The 21,554-nt window shown below is 59.4% G+C and carries 23 protein-coding genes; 7 read left to right on the top strand and 16 right to left on the bottom strand.

Annotated features, from left to right (window positions below; translation table 11 throughout):
- Window positions 1–145 precede the first annotated feature (145 nt).
- Both greA and FN806_RS06795 read left to right on the top strand, forming a co-directional pair.
- Window positions 146–616: a transcription elongation factor GreA gene (gene greA / locus FN806_RS06800; protein WP_142635396.1), complete on the top strand. Its 471-nt coding sequence runs from the start codon at window positions 146–148 to the stop codon at window positions 614–616.
- A 17-nt stretch (window positions 617–633) separates the two neighbouring features.
- Complete coding sequence (locus tag FN806_RS06795) at window positions 634–1,626, top strand: hypothetical protein (protein WP_142635394.1); 993 nt, start codon at window positions 634–636, stop codon at window positions 1,624–1,626.
- Here FN806_RS06795 and FN806_RS06790 read toward each other — a convergent pair.
- Genes FN806_RS06790 through FN806_RS06770 form a run of 5 tightly spaced genes read right to left on the bottom strand, consistent with a single transcriptional unit; the run spans window position 1,623 to window position 5,434 of the window.
- On the bottom strand, window positions 1,623–2,888 hold the full coding sequence (locus FN806_RS06790) for a molybdenum cofactor synthesis domain-containing protein (RefSeq protein WP_142635392.1): 1,266 nt from the start codon (window positions 2,886–2,888) through the stop codon (window positions 1,623–1,625). The genes FN806_RS06795 and FN806_RS06790 overlap by 4 nt on opposite strands.
- On the bottom strand, window positions 2,885–3,376 hold the full coding sequence (mobB, locus tag FN806_RS06785) for a molybdopterin-guanine dinucleotide biosynthesis protein B (RefSeq protein WP_142635390.1): 492 nt from the start codon (window positions 3,374–3,376) through the stop codon (window positions 2,885–2,887). The genes FN806_RS06790 and mobB overlap by 4 nt, the downstream gene beginning before the upstream one ends.
- The gene (gene mobA / locus FN806_RS06780; RefSeq protein WP_142635388.1) at window positions 3,373–4,017 is read right to left on the bottom strand and encodes a molybdenum cofactor guanylyltransferase MobA; all 645 of its coding nucleotides are present in this window, start codon (window positions 4,015–4,017) and stop codon (window positions 3,373–3,375) included. Before mobA ends, mobB begins: the two co-directional genes overlap by 4 nt.
- Window positions 4,014–4,550 carry a hypothetical protein gene (locus FN806_RS06775; protein ID WP_142635386.1) on the bottom strand — a complete coding sequence of 179 codons (537 nt, stop codon included), beginning with the start codon at window positions 4,548–4,550 and terminating at the stop codon, window positions 4,014–4,016. The genes mobA and FN806_RS06775 overlap by 4 nt, the downstream gene beginning before the upstream one ends.
- The gene (locus FN806_RS06770; protein WP_142635949.1) at window positions 4,547–5,434 is read right to left on the bottom strand and encodes a formate dehydrogenase accessory sulfurtransferase FdhD; all 888 of its coding nucleotides are present in this window, start codon (window positions 5,432–5,434) and stop codon (window positions 4,547–4,549) included. The genes FN806_RS06775 and FN806_RS06770 overlap by 4 nt, the downstream gene beginning before the upstream one ends.
- Window positions 5,435–5,483: 49 nt before the next feature.
- Here FN806_RS06770 and FN806_RS06765 point away from each other — a divergent pair, with 49 nt between their 5' ends.
- Both FN806_RS06765 and FN806_RS06760 read left to right on the top strand, forming a co-directional pair.
- Window positions 5,484–6,194: an AzlC family ABC transporter permease gene (locus FN806_RS06765; RefSeq protein WP_142635384.1), complete on the top strand. Its 711-nt coding sequence runs from the start codon at window positions 5,484–5,486 to the stop codon at window positions 6,192–6,194.
- A complete protein-coding gene (locus FN806_RS06760) occupies window positions 6,191–6,523 on the top strand; it encodes an AzlD domain-containing protein (protein WP_142635382.1) in 333 nt (110 codons plus the stop codon). Before FN806_RS06765 ends, FN806_RS06760 begins: the two co-directional genes overlap by 4 nt.
- Here FN806_RS06760 and FN806_RS06755 read toward each other — a convergent pair.
- The 7 genes from FN806_RS06755 to FN806_RS06725 all read right to left on the bottom strand — a co-directional run bounded on the left by FN806_RS06755 (window position 6,512) and on the right by FN806_RS06725 (window position 13,025).
- Complete coding sequence (locus FN806_RS06755; protein WP_142635380.1) at window positions 6,512–7,144, bottom strand: hypothetical protein; 633 nt, start codon at window positions 7,142–7,144, stop codon at window positions 6,512–6,514. The two genes, FN806_RS06760 and FN806_RS06755, sit on opposite strands and share 12 nt — an antisense overlap.
- 21 nt (window positions 7,145–7,165) lie before the next feature.
- Window positions 7,166–7,300, bottom strand: a complete 135-nt coding sequence (locus FN806_RS06750; protein WP_142635378.1) for an aa3-type cytochrome c oxidase subunit IV — start codon at window positions 7,298–7,300, stop codon at window positions 7,166–7,168.
- A 68-nt stretch (window positions 7,301–7,368) separates the two neighbouring features.
- Entirely contained in the window at window positions 7,369–7,929 is a 561-nt protein-coding gene (locus FN806_RS06745; protein ID WP_142635376.1) for a hypothetical protein, read from the bottom strand.
- Window positions 7,916–9,781, bottom strand: coding sequence for a glycerophosphodiester phosphodiesterase family protein (locus tag FN806_RS06740; RefSeq protein ID WP_246097180.1), 1,866 nt, complete (start codon window positions 9,779–9,781; stop codon window positions 7,916–7,918). The genes FN806_RS06745 and FN806_RS06740 overlap by 14 nt, the downstream gene beginning before the upstream one ends.
- Window positions 9,782–9,817: 36 nt before the next feature.
- Entirely contained in the window at window positions 9,818–10,267 is a 450-nt protein-coding gene (locus FN806_RS06735; RefSeq protein WP_142635374.1) for a DUF6173 family protein, read from the bottom strand.
- Window positions 10,268–10,272: 5 nt separating this feature from the next.
- Window positions 10,273–11,319 carry an MBL fold metallo-hydrolase gene (locus FN806_RS06730; protein WP_142635372.1) on the bottom strand — a complete coding sequence of 349 codons (1,047 nt, stop codon included), beginning with the start codon at window positions 11,317–11,319 and terminating at the stop codon, window positions 10,273–10,275.
- On the bottom strand, window positions 11,319–13,025 hold the full coding sequence (locus FN806_RS06725) for an acyl-CoA dehydrogenase (RefSeq protein WP_142635371.1): 1,707 nt from the start codon (window positions 13,023–13,025) through the stop codon (window positions 11,319–11,321). The genes FN806_RS06730 and FN806_RS06725 overlap by 1 nt, the downstream gene beginning before the upstream one ends.
- 138 nt (window positions 13,026–13,163) lie before the next feature.
- On the opposite strand from FN806_RS06725, the gene FN806_RS06720 reads away from it, so the two are divergent.
- Window positions 13,164–14,114 carry an L-threonylcarbamoyladenylate synthase gene (locus tag FN806_RS06720; protein ID WP_142635369.1) on the top strand — a complete coding sequence of 317 codons (951 nt, stop codon included), beginning with the start codon at window positions 13,164–13,166 and terminating at the stop codon, window positions 14,112–14,114.
- Here the strand turns inward: FN806_RS06720 and FN806_RS06715 are convergent, their stop codons facing one another.
- Window positions 14,115–14,669, bottom strand: coding sequence for a YqgE/AlgH family protein (locus tag FN806_RS06715; protein WP_142635367.1), 555 nt, complete (start codon window positions 14,667–14,669; stop codon window positions 14,115–14,117).
- 145 nt (window positions 14,670–14,814) lie between these two features.
- Here FN806_RS06715 and FN806_RS06710 point away from each other — a divergent pair, with 145 nt between their 5' ends.
- Window positions 14,815–15,627 carry a protein-disulfide reductase DsbD domain-containing protein gene (locus FN806_RS06710; protein WP_142635366.1) on the top strand — a complete coding sequence of 271 codons (813 nt, stop codon included), beginning with the start codon at window positions 14,815–14,817 and terminating at the stop codon, window positions 15,625–15,627.
- A 7-nt stretch (window positions 15,628–15,634) separates the two neighbouring features.
- Window positions 15,635–16,051 (top strand): NUDIX hydrolase, encoded by a 417-nt coding sequence (locus FN806_RS06705; RefSeq protein ID WP_342781995.1) that lies wholly within the window; start codon window positions 15,635–15,637, stop codon window positions 16,049–16,051.
- Here FN806_RS06705 and FN806_RS06700 read toward each other — a convergent pair.
- From FN806_RS06700 to moaB, 3 genes are all read right to left on the bottom strand, one after another.
- Window positions 16,048–19,446 (bottom strand): efflux RND transporter permease subunit, encoded by a 3,399-nt coding sequence (locus FN806_RS06700; protein WP_142635364.1) that lies wholly within the window; start codon window positions 19,444–19,446, stop codon window positions 16,048–16,050. The two genes, FN806_RS06705 and FN806_RS06700, sit on opposite strands and share 4 nt — an antisense overlap.
- Window positions 19,447–19,451: 5 nt before the next feature.
- Window positions 19,452–20,906, bottom strand: a complete 1,455-nt coding sequence (locus FN806_RS06695) for an efflux RND transporter periplasmic adaptor subunit (RefSeq protein ID WP_142635362.1) — start codon at window positions 20,904–20,906, stop codon at window positions 19,452–19,454.
- 104 nt (window positions 20,907–21,010) lie between these two features.
- Window positions 21,011–21,553, bottom strand: coding sequence for a molybdenum cofactor biosynthesis protein B (gene moaB / locus FN806_RS06690; RefSeq protein WP_142635360.1), 543 nt, complete (start codon window positions 21,551–21,553; stop codon window positions 21,011–21,013).
- Between the last annotated feature and the right edge of the window lies 1 nt (window position 21,554).

Raw genomic sequence — 21,554 nt, 5'->3', positions numbered from 1 at the left:
TTAAGTCGCAAATCCAGCTTGCTGTCTTCTTTGACCTCTTGCATTTCACGCATCATTTGGGTCAGGTATTTGCCAACCCATCAAATCGCCCCGACGCTGGTTCCATGCGGCGGGGCGTTACAATTTCAGCGTGGACGACAAGAATATGGAAAAAATTCCCATGACGCCTGCGGGCAATGCTGCGCTTCAGGCCGAACTCAAGAACCTAAAATCCGTCGAGCGGCCAGCTATTATCGAAGCCATCGCCTCGGCCAGGGAACTGGGTGACCTGAAAGAAAACGCCGAATATCATTCGGCCCGGGAAAAGCAGGGTTTTATCGAAGGCCGCATCAAAGAGTTGGAAGGCATCCTTTCACTGACCGATGTGATCGACCCTGCCAAACTGTCCGGTGCTATCAAATTTGGCGCCAAGGTCACGCTTGTTGACGAAGACACTGACGAGGAAAAGACCTGGCAGATTGTAGGGGAATATGAGGCCAATATCGAAGCCGGCCTGCTGAACATCAAATCCCCTATTGCCCGCGCCCTGATTGGAAAGGACGAAGGCGACAGTGTCGAAGTACGCACACCTGGCGGTGTACGTTCTTATGAAGTCCTGAGTATCACTTACGCCTGAGCCCCGGAGCGTTCCCAATGTCCGAGCCCACGCCAGAGCAGGAAGCCAATCGGCCAACCTCACTGGGCATATATGATAGGCCAACCAAGCCTTCGATAACCGAGATCGAAATTGCAGCCGTCGCCCTCAGCGTGATCTGGCTGATCGTCTCGGTTGTTTTTCTGGTGCTGCCCGACGAGGTCGACGGCGGAGGCTTTGTCGTGACCTTGCTGGCGGTCTTCATGCCGGTAGCGATGATCTGGGTCGCAGCAATGGCCATGCGCGCCAGCCGGATCATGCGCGAGGAAAGCGCACGACTACAAACCTCGATTGACGCCATCCGAAACGCATATATCGCTCAGCAACAGCGATCTTCCAGCACCTATGAGCCAGCCGTATCCAAAAAGCTGGATCAGATCGCGGAAACGGCCAAGAAAGCCGAAAGCGCGCTGGCCACGTTTTCAACCAAGCGCAGGGAACCCGCACAGCAACCGACAGCCGTGGGGAACGGCGATCAGACTTCGCTGGAACTGGGTACACAAGCTGGGGATATCGTGCCCCCGCTTGGCACCGACATCTTTATCCGTGCGCTGAATTTTCCGGAAACACAGGAAGATACCGAAGGCTTTGATGCCCTACGGCTGGCGCTCAAGGACCGCAAGACAGCCAAGCTTGTACAGGCCTCTCAGGACGTGCTGACCCTGCTCAGCCAAGAGGGCATCTATATGGATGACCTGCGCCCTGACATGGCCCGCCCCGAGATCTGGCGGCAATTTGCGCAGGGTGGGCGCGGACGGGCTGTCGCGGCCTTGGGCGGCATTCGCGACCGCTCCTCGCTGGCGCTGACTTCGGCCCGGATGAAGCAGGATCCCATTTTCCGGGACGCCGCCCATCACTTTCTACGCAGGTTCGATCACATGATCATCGAGTTTGAACCCCGTGCCAGCGATGCAGAGCTGACCGCTTTGGGTGATACAAGAACCGCGCGGGCCTTCATGTTGCTGGGGCGTGTGGCCGGAACCTTCGACTAGATTCCGAAACTTCCATAGGGGATGAATCGGACAAGATCACCCGGTTGGATGTGGCGCGCTCCGTCTTCGATCTCGACCAGCCCTTCGGCCCAGCTTAGCCCGCTGATCCGCCCGGACCCTTCCGAAGTGAAAACTTCGGCTTTTCCGTCTCGGATGCGGGCCCGCAGATATTCCCGCCGCCCGGGTTTCTTGCGCTTATCAAAGGCGGCTGGCAGATCGAACCCCTGCGGGTCCCGCCAGCCCTCGCCAGCCATCAGGCCCAGCGCCGGGCGGGCAAAGATTAGGGTGCAGACCAATGCCGCTACTGGATTGCCGGGCAGTCCGAAAACCGGCACTCCGTCCCAAATCCCCAAAGCCAGAGGTCGCCCCGGTTTCAGGGCAATACGCCATTCCTGCATCGCTCCGGCCTGCCGCAACAGCGCGGAGACATGGTCTTCGTCCCCTGCCGACGCGCCGCCGCTAGTCAGAACAACATCCGCCTCTTTCGCAGCTTCGTTCAGCCGCTCGCGCAGGGTTTCACGATCATCGGCAACGCGGCCCATATCCAGTGGCTGGAATCCCATCCGCTGGATCAGAGCCAGCAACATTGGGCGATTGGCATCGTAGATTTGCCCTGGCTCAGCAACCTCGCCGGCCTCGACTAGCTCATCCCCCGTTGACAGGACGGCTACCCGCAGAGCTTTGCGAACCAGCAGATCACCAGCACCCGTCGCGGAGAGAAGGGCCAGATCGGCAGGTGTCAACCGGCGTCCAGCGGGCAAAGCCAGATCACCTCCAACCACATCTTCGCCCGCATTGCGGGTATTGGCACCCTGTTTCAGGGGGCCGCGAAAGGCGATATGCCCGTCCTGAACTGTCACGTCCTCTTCCAGAATAACGGTGTCCACCCCATCGGGCAGGGCCGCACCAGTCAGAATCCGTATGGCGTGGCCGGGCGCAAGCTGACCATCAAAGGGAACACCAGCCGCAGCACGCCCGTCTTGCAGCGGCATCACATGCGGCCCATCCGGAACCGGACCGGCAAAGCCATAGCCATCTACCGCCGTATTTGCCTGCGGCGGGTTCGAACGTTGGGCATATACATCGGCGGCCAAAATCCGACCTGCGGCTTGTGCCAACGGAACGGTTTCAGCCCCCATCACGACCGAAAGGCGGTCGCGCAGCAGGGCCAACGCTTTGTCAACCGGCGTCCAGCTCACGCCCGCAGGCAAGGCAAAACAATCGTTGCGCAAGGGCGGTGGGGCAATGTCCGGTTTGCTCATAATCCTACCTCTTGCAGAATGAACCCTGCGATGGCTGCGGTGTCGTCCAGATCAAAAACCGGACGGTCGAAGTTCAGCTCTGTGTCACTGGCAACCGCGCGCACAGTTTCGTTCTCGGCCGCAATCAACGGATTTCCAGCGGCCACCCGATACGCCTCGACCTTGGGGTGGGCTTCGCGTTTGAACCCCTCGATCAGCACAAGATCAACCGGAGCCAAGCGTGCCAGCAGATCAGAGAGAGGCGGCTCGGGTGCGCCGCGCAGTTCCTGCATCATCGCAATGCGCTTGCCGGACGCCAACAGCACCTCGGACGCACCGGCTTCTCGATGGCGGAAACTGTCCGTGCCGGGCTGGTCGACATCGGCGGCGTGATGGGCATGTTTGACGGTCGAAACCGAAAAGCCACGCGCGGTGATCTCGGCCACCAAACGCTCCATCAGGCCGGTCTTGCCCGCGTTTTTCCAGCCGGTGACGCCATAGACCTTCATGCCTGCTCCAGCAGCTTTTGCGCACGCGCCAGATCGTCGGGCGTGTTGACATTGAAGAAGGGGTCAAACGGCTCAGCCGGAAACAACGCCTCACGCCCATCATGTTTATCGGTCCACAGCACAACCTTGCGCAGCCCGTCATTCAAGGCGTCCCGCAAATCATCTCGCAACGCGACAGGCCAGAGGCCAAATGTCGGATGCCGGTTGACCCGTTTGCCGCCGCCGGATTTCAGTGCTTCATCCCCGGTTCGAAGCGTAGTCGCCAGCACCAGCGGATGGGTTTGCCCTTGAGCAGCATCCATTAGGCGCGCCGCAAGATCGCGCGGAAAAAACGGCGTGTCGGCAGCGGCGGTGACGATACTGTCGGCCCCCTGTTCTGCTGCCCAATCGAGCCCCGCCAGCACACCCGCCAGAGGCCCGGCGAAACCTTCAATCGTGTCGGGAAGAACCGGCAGGTTGAGGTCGGCGAACCGTTCAGGATCACCATTGGCATTCAGCGCCAGACCGACCACCTGCGGGCCAAACCGGTCAATGACATGAGACAGCAGGCTCTGCCCACCGACTGTCAGCAAGCCTTTGTCGCCACCACCCATCCGAGTGGCAAGGCCTCCTGCGAGGATGATGCCGAGGGGGCGGGTCATTTGATCTCCTCAGGCGCGGGCCATTTCCTGAATTTCTGGGAGGGCAGGAAGAACAATGGACAGACGGCCAATCCGAATGCTGTAAACCAAATAATTGCAGGCCACCCCGTCAATTCGGCCGCCTTGTGACTCAGGCTATAGTGGGCTGGCAAAAACACTAAGACGGCTCCAACAGCAAAGATAAGACCAAAACAGCACCGATACGTGCGCACCGCCTTTCTGACCTCATCTGGTATCCCGGCAAACTCAGGCAGACCGTGCATCAAAACCCGCTGAAGCACGAGTGCTTGTTTTTGAGACAACTCCCCCCATGCCTGCCAACCAAGCCGAAAGGGGGCGGCGATGTTCCAAATGCTGATATATTCCTCTGGCGCCCACCCCAGACGGTTACGCAGGTTGACGTCCAATTGCGCCATACCCTCAATGATCGCGCGTTTCGACCGCTCAAGGAGCCAGAACACATAGACCATCAATGGCAGCAAGCCCAATGTCGCGACGAATAAAATAAATAAACCAAAGACTTCCAAAATCATTCCGCACTTTTCCGTCTATGCTTTTTATCTTCGACCGCCACTGTCGACGGGTCCACATCCCGCACCAGTCGATCCTCGCCCGCAAGGCACATGAACCGCTGCCCCCGCATACGACCGATCAGCGTCAGGCCAACCTCACGCGCGATTTCGACACCCCAAGCGGTGAACCCTGATCGTGACGCCAGAACCGGGATGCCCATCATTGCAGTCTTGATGACCATTTCCGAGGTCAGACGGCCTGTGGTGTAGAGGATCTTGTCCTCGGCGCCCACGTTTTCGGACAGCATCCAGCCGGCGATCTTGTCGACCGCGTTGTGGCGTCCCACATCCTCCATGTAGACCAACGGTCGGTTTTCCCGACACAGGACCGTGCCGTGAATTGCACCAGCCTCAAGATACAATGAAGGGGTTCGGTTGATCTTGGCCGCCAGATCATACAGCCACGATGTGCGCACCGAGCCCTGTGGCAGGCGCACATCCTCGAGCCCTTCCATCATGTCACCAAACACAGTGCCAACCGCGCAACCACTGGTCCGGGTCTTTTTCTTCAGCTTATCCTCATATGAGGTTTCGCGCGCGGTGCGCACCACCACGGTTTCCAGATCGTCATCGTAATCCACGCCGGTAATGTCATCATCGGCCAACAGCATCCCCTGATTGCGCAGGAACCCCAGCGCCAGATATTCAGGGTAATCGCCGATTGTCATTGCAGTCACGATTTCCTGAGCGTTAAGGAATATCGTCAGGGGGCGTTCCTCAACGACCGAGATCCGGCTGACCGCGCCATTCTGGTCGATGCCTTCAACCGCACGGGTCAGGCGAACCGCGCCGGGATCAGGGGCGATGATGTAGTCGGTGGCATCCGGTTTCGTGGCCAATTGCAACCCTTTCCCAAGATCGCTACTGCTGTTGGCGATACCATAGGAATTTGCCATGGCTTACACCACATCCAAGTCATACTTCTGGAAGGGTTTTCGCGATGGAGCGCCGTTTATCTTTGTGGCAATTCCGTTCGGCACCCTTTTCGGCGTATTTGCGACCGAGGCTGGGCTGGATATTATCCAGACAATCGCCTTTTCGGCGGCTGTCTTTGCCGGGGCGGCCCAGTTCACCGCCCTGCAGCTGTTGCAGGACAACACACCCAGCCTGATCGTTCTGGCATCGGCCCTGGCGGTTAACCTACGCGTGGCAATGTATTCGGCCTCACTGACACCTTATCTTGGGGCGGCCCCCCTGTGGCAACGGGCCTGCGCCGCCTATCTGACGGTCGACCAGTCCTATGCCTGCTCCATTGTACAGTTCGAAAAAGAGCCCGATATGACCGTGCCGCAGCGCATGGCCTATTTCTTTGGCTCGGTCACACCGATCACGCCGCTTTGGATTTTGGCAACTTATCTGGGCGCAGTTTTGGGCGCACAGATTCCAGAAAGCTGGGCGCTGGATTTTGCACTTCCGATCACATTCCTGGCAATGATCGGGCCGATGATGAGGACGCTTGCCCATGTCATCGCCGCCTTAGTCGCCATAACCGTCGCTCTGTTGACCGTAGGCGTGCCGTTCAACCTGGGCCTGCTGATCGCCGGGACCGCCGGGATGATCGCAGGGGCGCAGGCCGAATTGATGTTAGAGCGGAATAGGCCATGACACAGATTGATCCGGTGACCATGTGGAGCATTATCGTTGGCTTGGCGATTGGCAGCTTTGCCCTACGCTTTACCTTTATCGGCATCGTCGGAGACCGCCCGATGCCACCCTGGTTGTTACGCCACCTGCGCTATACCGCCGTTGCCATCGTCCCAGCCCTGATTGCGCCGCTGGTGGTCTGGCCAACCGCAACGGATGGTCAGCCCGACGTGCCGCGCATGGCCGCCGCAGCGGTTGCTTTGGCGGTTGGTGTCATCACAAAAAACGTGGTCATTGCCATCTTTGCCGGGGCGGGCACGCTCTATGGCTTGCTATACCTATTGGGTTGAAGCCGCTTCCAACTGGTTCAGGCGCGCATTGTTCGAGGCCAAACCGGCCTGCAGGTCAGCATCGTCATTCTCACGGTACTCGGTGGTCACGACGCCGGGGAATTCACCGAACTGATCGGACAGCTTGACCGGGTAGAAGGTCGTATTGATCTGCTCGAAACCCGGCACCTGCTGCAATAGCTGCGAGGTCGAGTTGGCGCAGAACGCTTCGGATACAGGGCCCATCTGCTTGGCCAGTTGCAGGGCAATTTCGGCCTGCTGTGGTGTCACCTGAATCGTCTGGATACGCGCATAATGCGTTTCGCGTGCGTGGCTGCTGCGATAAGCGCGTTCGACATTCGGCGTGATGCCATACAGAACATCGTTTCGGATCGGCACCACATCGGCGCGAAACGAGCCTGCGGGGTCAAAGATCACCCTTTCGCTGCCGCTTATCATCAGCGAGGTATGCGCCCCCGAACCGGTCCGGGTGCTGATCATGGTATAGAGCGTCAGTGTTGATGGCCCCGGATCACGATAGGAACGGGCCACAACTTCGGTCTGATCGGCCTGCGGACGCTGCGAACCGGCACAGCCAGCCACTGTTGCTGCCAGCAGGCAGGCAATCACAAATCTGATCACGGCGGTCAGCCTCGCCCGGGATTAAGCGGCGAAAACCGCCAGAAACAGGCAAAGGAAAGCAATCGCCACCACGCACCATGTGGTCGCTTTTACGAAACCGTTGAAGGTTTTGGTTTGAACGGTGATGTCCATTTCGCCGTGCTTATGTTCAGCCATGATTTTCAGAATCCTAATTCGCGTGTTTGATACGTTGGATAATCGAAAATCCCGGGCCTGTCACCACGTCATTCGGGCGCAGGTGACACGGAATCAAAGACCGAACACCCGCGATATCCGAACCCCCACCGCCAGGGCAGACCCGAACAGGGCGCCCCGCCCAATCGCACCGCGCCATACATGGCCTCGGCGGTTATGGCATGGGCGGATCGTATCTGATCCGAAGTCATGTCATAGCGTTCGGCGTAAATTTCGGCGTTCTCATCCCCGTGTTGCCGCACGCAGGCTCTCAGGCTGTCATCGGCTGACAGGCGCGCGTCATAACTGTCTTCGGGGCGCAGGCCTCCGCCCGCGTGGTGATAGGCCCGGTCATGGCTGACACAGCAACTCTCCCATGGGGGATGCGCCTCGAACAGGGCCTGAAAGCTGGGAAACGTGTCGGCCACAAAGCGCCAACTGGCTGACAACCCGCCCGAGCAGCCATCCGTTTCAAATGGCGTCAATTCCGCAGCGCCCCGCTGTGCGATCAGCGCGCGATGGGCGGGCATCTCAAGACTGCGCATAAAGTCCTGCGCCCCGACTGGCGCCGCGATCAGCGCCAGAGAAACGGCCAGATTACGGGCTTTCATCGCGCATCGCATCGGTATCAACGGCCATGCCGAGCACCGTTGCCAGCCACAGCATCAGACGTTCTGCCGGCCCCATTTCAGCGCGGATACGCAAGACTTCTTTGGCCATTGCCGGTCGGTCCGTGATCAGCCCATCCACCCCCATCGAGGCCATGGCCGACATTTGCAACGGGTCATTCACCGTCCAGACATAGATATCCTTGCCCGCGGCCTGCACCGAACGTACCAGCCCCGGCGTGGCCATGGCGGCGTTGACAGCCACAAAATCCCCTTCGAGACCCGACAGATCGCCAACAGCGGTTGCCGCCAAAACCCCCGCGCGCCAATCGGGACGCAGAGCCTTCATCTTTTGCACGGCAGGGTATTTCAGCGACATGGTAGCGATGTCATCCTGCATGCCGAATTCCTCGACCAAGGCCGCAACGCGGTTTTCCAGATCGACGTCATGACCGTAATATTTCAACTCGATGATCACCTTGGCCCTGTCTTTGGCCGCAGCCAGCACGTCGCGCAGCGTTGGCGTGCGTTCATCGGCATATTCCGGGTCATACCAACTGCCGATATCGATCTCGGCCACGTCTTCCATCGTGGCATCCCAGACCTTCAGGTTCACCCCGGCCAGCTTCATGAAATCGCTATCATGGGCGACGATTATCTCATCATCCGCCGTTTCCTGCACGTCGATTTCAACCCAGTCCGCCCCGTCCTCAATCGCCTTCAGAACCGAGGCCATGGTGTTTTCCGGCCGTAACGCAGCGGCACCACGGTGGCCGATCACCTCGGCCCTGTCAGGGGCCTGAACGCGTTCCAGCAGGGATTGACCGAACCAGAGCCCGACCAATACCGCCACCGCCGCAATGCCAACAGCACTCAGCAGACCAATGCGCAGATTGCCTGGTGCGGGATGTGGTGGTTCAGAAGTCCGGATCTCGAAAAAACCGTCCAGCAAAACCGCCAGTGCTCCCAGCGCGGTGGCTGCCAAAACCAGCCCGGCCAACGACCAGAGCCCGGCGACCAGAAGGCTGTAAACTAGCGCCAGCCGCAGATGCTCTGCCCCCTGCAGGGGCACCAACGCGAATAATGATCCCGCGCCCCAAGCGATCAGCGCGGCAAGAACTGCCCTCAGCCCCAGCCAGAACACCAGTGCGATCTTGAGCCGCCCGCGCTTGCCCTCCATCCGATCCGCGCTGACCTGGAAAGCATCAGCCGGTGGCAGGTTTTCGAACAGAACCAGATGCAGTCCCAGCGCCCATGCGGACAGCTTGCGGATCAGCACCCATGCCATGACCAGCACCACAACTCCGATCAGCGCAACGGCGATCCAGAAAGACGGCGGATGGAAGGTCAGGTAATAGTTGATGTCATACTCGGTCAGCGTCCACCAGGCGATCAGAGCAGCGATAGCGGCGAAAGGCAGGATCAACAGGATGATCCGCAGAACCAGGCGTGCAGCAAATCCAAACAGCGCAGGCAGCCGCGACAGGATCAACTTGATCGCCGCGCTCCCCGCGCGCCACGGATCGCTTTCACCCATCCTCAGCGACCCGGCCATGACCGAGAAGACAAAGATCTCGGCCAGCAGGAACAGGCTGAGCATTGCGATTGCGACCGCAAACCCCAGCGGAGACAGGATGAACGCGGCAATATCCTGATCCGTCAGGGCGGTCTGGCTGGAGAGCGAAACCGCTAGGTTCACCGCAATCGCCACGCCCGGCGCAATCAGCGCAATCAGCAACAGGCGCACGACGACATAGATCGGCACAAAGACCCGGCGGCGTGCCCACGCGCCCTTGTATGCTTTTGTAACGGCAGAGAAAGTGGCCACGTTGCGCCCCCCAAATGATTGATTCATTCAAGGCTGCGCAGACGAGAATTGCAAGTCAGGCTATCAGTTTTCTTCCAGATCAGCCGCCAGCCGGAATCCGATGCGATTGGCGGGCTTATCCTCGACCGATTTGGGCAGCGCTCGCAGCATTACATTCAACTGGCTGACATGCTGCACGAGTTGGGTTCGCGCCCCGGACCCATCTGCGCCGTAAAAAGTGATGATATCAGGGTCGAAATAGCCCATTCCTTCGATCCGCATTACCCCGGCATCACCGCCAGTAAATCCCATGGCGACCTCATGATCCGCATCCAGCGTATTCTCGAAATTCTGGATATACAGGATCAACCGTTCATAGGCCCATTGCGCCGAGCTTTTGGTGGCTACGGGCTTTTGCAACTGGCCGGGCAGGTCCTTGGCGCCGGATTTCGCATCCGGGTTGGCATGCACCTCGTAACATCGGGGCAATGCTGCTGATTCCGCCGCCTCGGCTGAGGTTTCGATCTTGTCCATGCCTTCTACCCTTTGCGCTGAAACTCCCACGCCCCGTCCGCGCGCCGCGTTCGGGTAACAGCACCAATGTGGTAGAGATGGTTCAGATGTGCAACTGCTTCGACCAGAGCAAGCCCATACTCTCCTTCACCGATCTGGCGTTTGAACAAGGGCACAAAGCACTCAGCAGCGGTTTTGGGCTGGTCCAGATAATTCTGCAGACGGTCCAGCGCGCTGTGGTGGTTGTCGATCAACTGCCTCATCCTGACCGGCAGGCCGGTAAAGGGCAGTTTGTGCCCGCCCAGCGCCATATGATCCGGGCGCGCCAGGTCTTGCAGGCGCTCGCAGGCTTCCATCCACTCCGCCACGGGATCCGCCATGGGCTCGGTAACATAGACGCCCAGATTGGGGCTGATCGAGCTGAGAACCTGGTCGCCCGTGATCACCAGATTATCGTCACGGCTCCAAAAAGTTGCATGTTCGGGAGCGTGGCCATTGCCCATATGAACATCCCAGTCGCGCCCACCCATACGAATGACGCTGCCCTGTTTAATCCGGGTAAAGCCCAGCGGCATCGGATAGACCGTGTCGCAGAAATTGAAGGGCCGTTCTGTCATCCTTTTGGCAAGGAAATCGGCATCCATCCCGGCGCTTCGGTAGTAATCCAGCGTTTCCTGCGGCCAGTTTTCCTGCACATCCAGCGTCAGCATCCGTGCAAACAGCCATGCAGTACGCGACGTGACCAGCTCGGCCCCGTGTTCAGATTGAAACCAACCAGCATTGCCAACGTGATCGGGATGGTGATGGGTCACCACCACGCGCGTCACGGGTTTGCCCCCCAGCGGTCCCGCCATCAGGTCCGCCCAAATACGGCGCGTCTTGTTCGAGGACATGCCAGTGTCGATCACCGTCCATCCGTCGCCATCATCCAGCGCATAGATATTGACGTGATCCAGCGCCATAGGCAGCGGCAACCGCATCCAAAGCACGCCTTCGGCAATTTCAACGGCCTCGCCCAGGGCCGGAGCCTCGGGCCAAGGATAGCGGATCGTCAAATGTGTATCACCGTCCATCAGGCAGCTACCATTTCCTCGGCGCTGAGAGCAAAGACGTCATCCGCACCGTTCTGCGCCTGAACCAAAAGCCCCGAAAACTCAGGCAACAGCGCATTGATATAAAAGCGTGCCAGCTTGAAACGGGTGCCGTTTGGCTCGGCCAGGGCCGCCTTGAGGTGATAGTGACCGCCCAAAACGCGGGCGAATGCCTTCAGATAGGGCACGGCGCCGGAAAATCGCGTGTTCATGTCGGACTGCGATATCAACCACTCGGTCGTTTCACGCAGGCTTTCCGTGGCCTCCCAGACAGGACCCGCCAGTTCCGGCATCGACCCACGCGCGCGTTCGGCGTGATCCTCGATTTCGTCCAGCAAACGGGACGCCGCTTCGCCGCCATCCATCATCTTGCGTGCGACAAGGTCCATGGCCTGAATGCCGTTGGTGCCCTCGTAAATCGCGGTCACACGGACGTCGCGATAGAACTGTGCCGCGCCGGTCTCCTCGATAAAGCCCATACCGCCATGGACCTGCACGCCTTCTTCCGACACCCGCATCCCGGTTTCCGTGCCGAAGGCTTTGTTGATCGGCGTCAACAAGGCCGCGCGCGCGACCCAGTCCGCGTCACCTGTTGCCGTGGCCATATCAATCGCGGCTGCGTTTGCAAGCATGATCGCGCGCGCAGCAAAAGTATCCGCACGCATGCTCATCAGCATCCGGCGTACATCGGCGTGATCGAGGATTGTGCCCGAAGGTGTCTTGCCTTGTTTCCGCTCAAGCGCATATTCCAGGGCCTGCTGATAGGCGCCTTCGGCGGCACCGATACCCTGTCCGCCGACGCCCAGTCGCGCGTTGTTCATCATGGTGAACATCGCAGCCATTCCGCCATGTTCCTTACCCACAAGCCAACCTTTGGCGCCATCATACTGCATCACGCAAGTTGGCGAACCATGCAGGCCCATCTTGTGCTCGAGCGAAACCACTTTCAGGTCATTTGCCACACCTGGATTGCCATTCTCGTCCGGCAGGTGCTTGGGGACCAGAAACAGCGATATTCCCTTGGTTCCGGGAACTGCATCGGGCAGGCGTGCCAACACCAGATGGCACACGTTTTCAGCAAAATCGTTGTCACCCCAGGAAATGAAGATCTTCTGACCAGACACCGAATAAGTGCCATCTCCATTCGATTCTGCCTTCGACGTCAGCGCACCCACATCCGATCCGGCCTGAGGCTCGGTCAGGTTCATCGTGCCCGACCATTCACCAGCGATCATTTTGGGCAGGTACAGGTTCTTCAGCTCATCACTTGCGTGGTGCTCCAGTGCTTCGATCTGGCCCTGCGTCATCAGCGGCGCCAGTTGCAGTGACAGGCAGGCCGCAGACATCATCTCGTTGACGGCAGTGGTCAAGGTCATCGGCAGCCCCATACCGCCATACTCGGGATCGGCGCTCATGCCGATCCAGCCCCCCTCGGCAATAGCGTTCCAACCGTCGCTAAATCCTGGCGAGGTACGCAACACGCCGTTTTCCAGACGCGCGGGCTCTAGGTCTCCGTTCCGCTGAAGCGGCGCCATGACCTCTTCGCAGAGTTTTCCAGCCTCGGTCAGGATCGCGCTTACGACGTCTTCGCTTGCTTCCGCGAACTTGTCGGTCGCTGCAATACGATCAAAATCAACCGCATGACGGAACAGAAATTCGTAATCTGCAACTGGTGCGCGATAGGGCATAATATTACCTCGGGGCTGTCTTGAACGGTCCGCGACGCCGGGGTTGGAAATCCGCTGACTCGCCGTTATTCATCTGGGTTTGAACGATTACGTACCCATCCTTATGCTACAAGCAATCAAAACGCGGCGTCACTCACAATGATCTCTAACGGTACACTCGAACTGTCAGCCGACCCGGCGGGAATTGCTCAGGCTGCGGATCTTTTGAGGCAGGGACAGCTGGTCGCTTTCCCGACTGAAACGGTCTATGGGCTGGGTGGGGATGCCCGCAACGGAGAGGCTGTCGCCAGCATCTATGCCGCCAAGGGCCGGCCCAGTTTCAACCCTCTGATTGCGCATGTCGCATCGGTAGAGTCCGCGCGCAGGTTTGTTGAATGGTCAGATCAGGCCGAGGCTTTGGCACAGGCGTTCTGGCCCGGCCCGCTGACTCTGGTTCTGCCGCTGCGGGAAGGGCACGGTGTATCGTCGCTTGTCACTGCCGGGCTGGATACATTGGCGGTTCGGGTGCCTGCGCATCCTTCTGCCCGGGCTATTCTCGAGATGTTCGACGGGCCGGTCGCTGCGCCCTCGGCCAACCCTTCGGGACAGATCAGCCCGACAACAGCCGCGCATGTCCGCGCCGGTCTGGACGGGCGCATCGCTGCCATTCTGGATGACGGTCCCTGCGGTGTCGGGCTGGAATCCACCATTGTCGGCCTCGCTGGAGAATCCGCTTTGCTACGCCCCGGAGGGGTGGCTTTGGACCAGATCGAGGCAGCTCTCGGCACGGCATTGCATCTACACCAATCGGGCGACACGCTAACAGCACCCGGACAGATGCTGTCGCATTACGCCCCGGACGTGGCGGTCCGGTTGAACGCGCAGACTACACATGGTGACGAGATTCTCTTGGGATTTGGACCGGTCGAATGCGACCTGAACCTGTCCGCTGATGGTAACCTGACCGAGGCAGCGGCCAATCTTTTTGCCGCTTTGCACAAGCTCAACAGCACCGGACGCCCGATTGCCGTGTCCCCTATTCCGGACCACGGATTGGGCGCCGCTATCAACGACCGGTTGCGCCGGGCTGCAGCACCGCGTGACAGTTGATCAGGCGCGCCCTGCACTGGCAGACAGAGTCAGAGGATCGACGCCCAGCGTTGCCAGCGCCGCCTCCCATTTCTGATCATCGGGGACATCGAACACCAGCTTCGAATCCGCCTCGGTTGTGAGCCATCCGTTCATCGCGATCTCATCCTCAAGCTGCCCGGGTCCCCAGCCTGAATACCCTAGCGTCAGCATAGAATTCAGCGGCCCTTGCCCCGAGGCCAGGTCTTCAAGCACGTCCAACGTTGCAGTCATGCTGAAATCGTCCGAAATCTGCAGGGAATGGAGGTTCGCGTCATAATCGGCGCTGTGCAGGACGAATCCGCGCGACATCTCGACCGGGCCGCCGAAATGCACCAGACGCTCACCCACGATCGGGATACGGCAAGCGATGTTCAACTGACCCAGCAGCGTCTTTATGCGTAAATCCGAAGGTTTGTTGATGATCAGACCCATCGCGCCATCGTCGCCATGGCTGCAAATATAGACAACCGAATGATCGAAACGCGGATCGCCCATCCCAGGCATCGCAATCAACAGTTTACCGGTCAGATCCATAAGACGACATCTCTTGCTGAGCTCCCATCAACAATGCCCCCGCAGTCCCGGTATTGGCAAGGGACGAGCGGCGATTTCGCTAGATTTCATTCGAGTGACCCGAACGTGACTTGGAATTCGCCTCGAGACCACGCATTTATAGGGTATGAACATTCACAAGACATTTCTGGCAGCCGCCCTTGCCGTGACCGTTGGCGCGATTGGACCGGTATCTGCACAAGTGGTCGGCTCGGTGGCCGAATTGGATATCCTGGACGGCGGGCGCACAGCAAATGGAGCCTATCTTGGGGCGCTGCGGGTGACCCTGCAGGACGGCTGGAAGACCTATTGGCGGGCGCCGGGCGATGCGGGTATTCCGCCACAGTTCGACTGGAAAAGATCAACCAATGTCGGCAGCGTGTCGATCACATGGCCCGCGCCGGATGTCTTTGACCAGAATGGCCTGCAGTCGATTGGATACGAAAATCAAATGGTCCTGCCGGTCGAGATTTCGCCGAAGAACCCGGCCAAACCCGTGCGGCTGAAAGGCACGGTGGATCTGGGGGTCTGCAAAGACGTCTGCATCCCGGAACGTTTGGGCTTCGATCATACCCTGAACGCCGAAGCAGAGCGCAACCCGACGATCGCGGCGGCACTGGCCAAGCGTCCCTATTCCGCCAAAGAAGCCCGGGTCGCCAACGCGCGGTGCCACCTGACCCCGACGTCTGACGGAATGCAGATCGAGGCGCGCGTCACCATGCCATCCGCAGGTGGCCGCGAGATCGCCGTGATCGAACCCGGCAACCCCGAGCTGTGGGCCTCGCAAACCGACGCCAAACGGCAGGGCGGTACTCTGGTCGCCACATCCGAGGTGATCAACGCCTCGGGCGGTCCGTTTGCGCTGGATCGCTCAAAGATCCGGATCACTGTTCTGGGTGCCAATCACGCGGTGGACATTCTGGGGTGCAGCGCTGGCTGACCCCATGATGCAAACTCCGAAAATCGGTGCGCTTGCGGTCGTCATTCATGACGGGCACGTCCTTCTGGTTCAGCGCAGCAAGCAACCGGATAAGGGGCTATGGGGCTTTCCCGGCGGCCATGTGGAATGGGGCGAAACCGTCCTGCAGGCAGCACAGCGGGAACTGCGCGAAGAAACCTCGGTGATTGCCGAGCCGTTGCGGTATCTGGACAATCTGGACCTGTTGCGCCGCGACGCTCATGGCGCGGTTCTGTCTCATTACCTGTTGGTTGGCGTGGCCTGCCAGTATCAGACCGGGCAACCGGTTGCGGGGGATGACGCAATGGATGCACGCTGGTTCCCACTGGACTTGATCCGACAAGGAGCACTGCCCATGAGCGACCGAGTCTCAAACCTGTTGGAAACCGCCCTGCGTCAGGGCTAGGCGGTGCGTCCTTTGAGACGGGCGTACAACAGGCCCGACAAAACAATGCTCACCACCAGAATCACCGTGGCGCCGGCAGTAAAAGCTCCTAACCCCATCCGCAGGATTGAGGGGCCCTCTGGCCCGGCATAAAGCCCCGAAACAAGGCCCGGTGGAAACCCGGTCACCGCAGGCCAGATCATCGTCAACGCAAACCAGAGCATCAAGGCAAACCCGGTGACAACAAGCGCCCCCTGCACCACACGATCCGGCGCCCGAATTGCGCGACGCATGGCCGTCATTGGCCGCGACAGATCGTTCAGGATCCCCAGCAGGGCAGGAACGAGCAGCAATACCAGCACCATCCCAAACGCCAACCCATAGACCAGCGTGATCACGGTCGGTTTGAGGAACTGTGCCTGCTGCGATCCTTCGTACAACAGTGGGGTCAGGCCCAGAACCGTGGTCAGCGTCGTCAGCATCACTGGCCGCAATCTGTCCGATGTCCCCTCGATGATGGACGGCACCAGCCCACGAGTCTGCTGATACTCGTCAATCGTCGTCACCAGAACAATCGAGTCGTTGATGATGATTCCGGTCATCCCCAGCAGACCAACAACCGTGAACATGCTGAGCGGAACCTCCCAGATATAATGACCCCAAATGGCTCCGACCAAACCAAACGGAATGATCGCCATCACCACCAATGGTCGGGTCCAACTGGCAAAGACCCAGGCCAGCACCAGATAGATGCCTGTCAGGCACAGGATCAGACCGGTACGGGCTTCGGACAGAAACTCTTCTTCCTGCTCGCTCAGACCTGCCATGGTCCACTCGACCTGACGTGTGGCTGCGATATTGGGCAGAATTTCCTCGCTCATCGCACGGGCGATCTCGGCCGCGCGTGTTGGATCATCCTCGGAGATATCGCCATAGACCGAAATCACCCGCAGCCCGTTTTCACGCCGCACGGTCGAGAATCCGGATTTGCGCTGAACCGAAACGATATCGGCCAACGGGACATAGACCCCATCTGGCGTGCGCATCAGTGTGCGTTCCAGGAAATCGGCGGTCAGTTCTCCTTCAGGCAATTCAACCCGGATCTCGGCACTGCGCGGGCCATCCGGGAAGGTCGCGGCCTCGATCCCGTTCAGACGGTCCCGCAGCACCCGGCCCAATGTTTCGATCCGAAAGCCCAGCGCCTGTCCCTGCGCGGTCAGATCCAAAATGTATTCTTCCTTGTCATAGGCCAGATTGTCTTCCAGCGCTGAAACCTCAGGGTATTTCGAAAGCGCGACCTGCAAGTCCTCGGAAGCCGTTTTAAGCGTGTTCACATCGGCGCCGTAGAGCTGCACGTCAATCGCATCTCCTCCCGGACCAGACCGCCAGCCCCTGAAGCTGAGCAGCTCAAGTTTGGGATGGCTTGGCGCCATTTCCTGCAACTCTCCGACAAACTCGAAGCTCGAATAGGGGCGCAGGTCGGCATCTATCAACTCGATCGAAATCCCGCCCAGCAAATCCGTGTCCTTGCCATCCGCTGCCGAAAGTGCACGGCCCGCGGATCCCCCGATCTCGGCCAGCACGTAATCAATGGGGTTGCGCCCGTGCCGCTCTTCATAGCGTTGGCCAAGCGCCTCTACTGAGGCCTGTAGTTGGTGCATCATGGCCAACGTATCCGCGCGGCCTGCGCCCTCGGCCATGATAAAATTGCCTGTAACCGATCCACGCTCGGGCGCATTGAAGAACCGCCAGTTCACGTCCCCGCGGATGAACAGGGAAATCTGGCTGGCCAGAATGACGATCATCGCCGACACCACCACATAGCGTGCCCAGATTACCCAGGCGATCAGCGGTCGGAACAGCGTATCGCGCACCCAGCGAAACCCCTTGTTCACCACACGGTTCGGCAGGTCATACCAATGTTCCTTGGCAGAGTGCGCAATCGCGTGGGCCATATGGTTGGGCAGGATCAGAAAGCATTCGATCAGCGAGGCGATCAATACCGCTATCACCGTGAAGGGGATATCGCGGATTAACTCTCCGAAACGTCCACCAATCGCAGTCAGGCCAAAAAAGGCAATAACCGTGGTCAGCGTCGCAGCAAAGACCGGCATCGCCATGCGACGTGCGGCGCGTTCGGCGGCCACCATTGGTTGCTCTCCCAGCCGTCGCGCGCGAAAATCGGCATGTTCACCCACAACGATGGCGTCATCCACGACGATACCCAGAGTGATAATCAAGCCGAACAACGACACCATGTTGATCGACAGGCCGCCAATATACATGAACGCAATCGCCGCCGACATTGCCACCGGGATACCCGCGGCAACCCAAAAGGCAATCCGCGCATTCAGAAACAGAAACAGAAGGCAGACCACAAGACCCAGCCCAACCAGCCCGTTATCGACCAGAATATCCAGCCGGTCGGTGATCGCTTGCGCCCGTGTCCGGATCAGCTCGGCCTTTACGCCCTCGGGCAGGCTGGCTTGCATCTGCGAGACGACATCTTCGACCGTGTGTTGAATTTCTATCGCGTCGCCCAGATTTGACCGATCCACACGAACGGACATTGCCGGATTCTTGCCAACAAAATAGCTACGATTTCTGGTGACACCTTCAATCTGGATCTGCGCCACGTCACCGATCAACAGCTTTGAGCCATCCGCGAAATTGCGCAGCGTAATCCCTTCGATCTCTTCCGGGCTGCGCTTTTCGGTGCCGGTGCGAATGCGCGCATTGGCCCCCGTCACATCCCCCGCCGGATTGGCGTTGACCTCGGCAGCGATGGCTAAGGCGATCTCGGATAGGGTGATGTCGTTGGCGATCAGCTGTGCTGTGGGCACCTCGACTACAACGCGCGGCGCGGCGAGGCCCCGGATCGTGGTGCGGGTCACGCCAACAGCGAACAAACGGTTGATCAGCTCATCGGTGAACTTGGCCAGCTGTTCAGGATCGACAGGGCCAGTGACGACAACATCCGTGACGCGATCGCGCCAGGCACCGCGTCGGATGGTCGGCTCATCAGCGTCGTTTGGCAGGTTGGTGACACTGTCGACCGCTGTTCTGACCTCTTCGACCGCGCGAGACATATCCCAGTTCGGCTCGAACTCCATCCGGATCTGGGCTGTGCCCTCGCGCGAAGTCGAAGAGGTGCTGGACACGCCTTCAACGGCCAGAAGGGCCGGCTCCAACAACTGAACGATGCCATTATCAACATCTTCAGGGCCAGCTCCATCCCAGCTAACGCTGACATCCACCCGTTCAAGGATCACATCGGGAAAGAACTGCGCCCGCATATTCGGGATGGCCGCCGCGCCCAGCACCAGCATAACTAGCAGCAGCAGGTTGGCGACCGTCCTGTGGCGCGTGAAATAGCTGAGTATCCCCCCAGCCGCGCCGGGAATTTCGCGCATCATCGCGCCTAACCTCCGGCTCGGTTTTCGATGCTGCGCACCAACGACGCGGGAACCTTGGCTTCGCCCAGTTGGCCCAGCACGCGGGCTTTGACATCTTGAGGCAATGCATCACTGGCTTCGACCTGCGCCACCAGCTGGGCACGCTGTTCCTCGGACAGCTCGACCATATCCGTCTGGCCCCCTGCGTTGGCCTCATCCCGCAGCGGCCTGACCCGGACACCGGCCCCAAGCAGAGGCGTTCGACCAACGACAACCTCGCGACTTTCCAACCCCCGCCCGCGCAGCAGCACCTCATCCCCCTGACGGCGGATCAACTGCACTGGTAGAACCTCAAGCCGGTCATCCTTGCCCAGAATCAGAACCGTCCCTGCTGAATCCAGAACCGAAGACGGCAGGCGCACCACGTTCTCAAGCGGCTGTTCCTGAACCGAGACTGTCACGAAATCACCGGGTTTGAATCCCGAAGTATCCTCGAGCAAGGCATAAAGCAGGCGACCGGTTTGCCCTTCTCCCGCCGAGCCGCTATCGCGGCTTATGCGGCCCTGTGCCGCAAGATCGGCTCCTGTAACCTCTAGCGATACAGTGACCGGGGAATTGATCAGATCCCCTTCAGCATCCAGCAGGCGCACGAATTGCGCGGTCGAGACGCGAAAGGCCACCTCAAGTGATTTGGGATCAACCAATTCGGCCAGTTTTTCGTTGGCTGACACCAGGCGACCCTCAACCAAAGTCACGTCGGTCAATGTTCCCCCAAACCGAGCGCGGATGGTCATGTCTTCTAAATCACGTTCGGCAGCCGCAAGCGCGATACGGGCACGTGCCAGCAAAGTCGTTGCCTGATCGACGCGCGATTCCGCCTGTGCCAGCGCGATCCTCCGGGCCAAAACAGATTGCTGTGCCGATGCCTCGGCCAGTTCCGCCTCTTCCACGGATGCCGCCGCGCCCACCCCCCGGCTTTTCAAGTCTTTTTGACGCTGCAGGGCACGGCCCCGCAATTCGGCCTGCGCCTCGGCCGAGTTCAGCTCATCCTGCGCCAGTAGCAGCGACCGTTCGGCATCGCGTTCCTCAAACTGAGCATCCAGCAGGTCCGACTTGGCGCGATCCAGCGCCGATTGTGCATCCGCCGGATCAAGCTCGACCAGAACCTCTCCTGCAGTGACGGCACCGCCATCTTCGAAATCTTCGGACAAGGTAATCACACGGCCACCAAGCGCTGCACGCAGTTCCAGGCGGCGTCGGCTTTGCACCTCACCAAATGCTTCAAGATAAGGCGTTACGGTTTCCACTTCGGCATGCCGGACAGTAACCGCAAAAATGCGCTCCCGCGCCTGCGGAGCGGCATCCTCGCGCGTCAGAACATCCTGCACTGCACCCGCGATCATCTGAACCGCCACAAACAAGAGTGCCAACGTCAAGGACGTCAGGAAAACTCCGGCAAGGCTCTGCCTCAGAAAGCGCATTTACTATCACCCCGTTCGCATCAGGCTAGCATTTCAAAAGGTAGCTTTGCCCCGAAAAATGCCAAGCCACAAAGCGGTAATACACATTTGAACGTGTAACCAGCTTACTTCCGTCGCAGATGTTCGTCCAATCTGGGCATAATTTCCACGAAATTGCAGGGCCGGTGACGATAATCGAACTGTTTTAGCAATATTCCATCCCAGGCATCCTTGCAGGCACCGGGGCTGCCGGGCAATGCAAACAGATAGGTGCCCCCGGCGACGCCACCTGTGGCGCGCGACTGGACGGCAGAGGTGCCGATCTTTTGCATCGACAGGATTGTAAAAACCGTGCCGAACGCGTCGATTTCCTTCTCGTAGACATCCCGATGCGCCTCGACTGTAACGTCGCGCCCTGTCAGGCCGGTACCCCCGGTCGAGATGACGGCATCTATTTCAGGATCTGCGATCCACACGCGCAGCTGTTCTGCAATCTGGCCGCGCTCATCCGGAAGGATCTTGCGGTCCGCGACCAAATGGCCCGCCGCCTGAATCCGATCCACCAAAGTCTGTCCCGATCGGTCCTCGGGCAGCGTCCGCGTATCCGAGACAGTGAGGACGGCGATCCGAACTGGAATGAATTTTTTGCTTTCGTCGATGCGTGACATA

Source organism: Ruegeria faecimaris (genome assembly GCF_900182615.1).
GTDB classification, from domain to species: domain Bacteria; phylum Pseudomonadota; class Alphaproteobacteria; order Rhodobacterales; family Rhodobacteraceae; genus Ruegeria; species Ruegeria faecimaris.
This window is presented reverse-complemented; position numbering and strand designations above follow the sequence as displayed.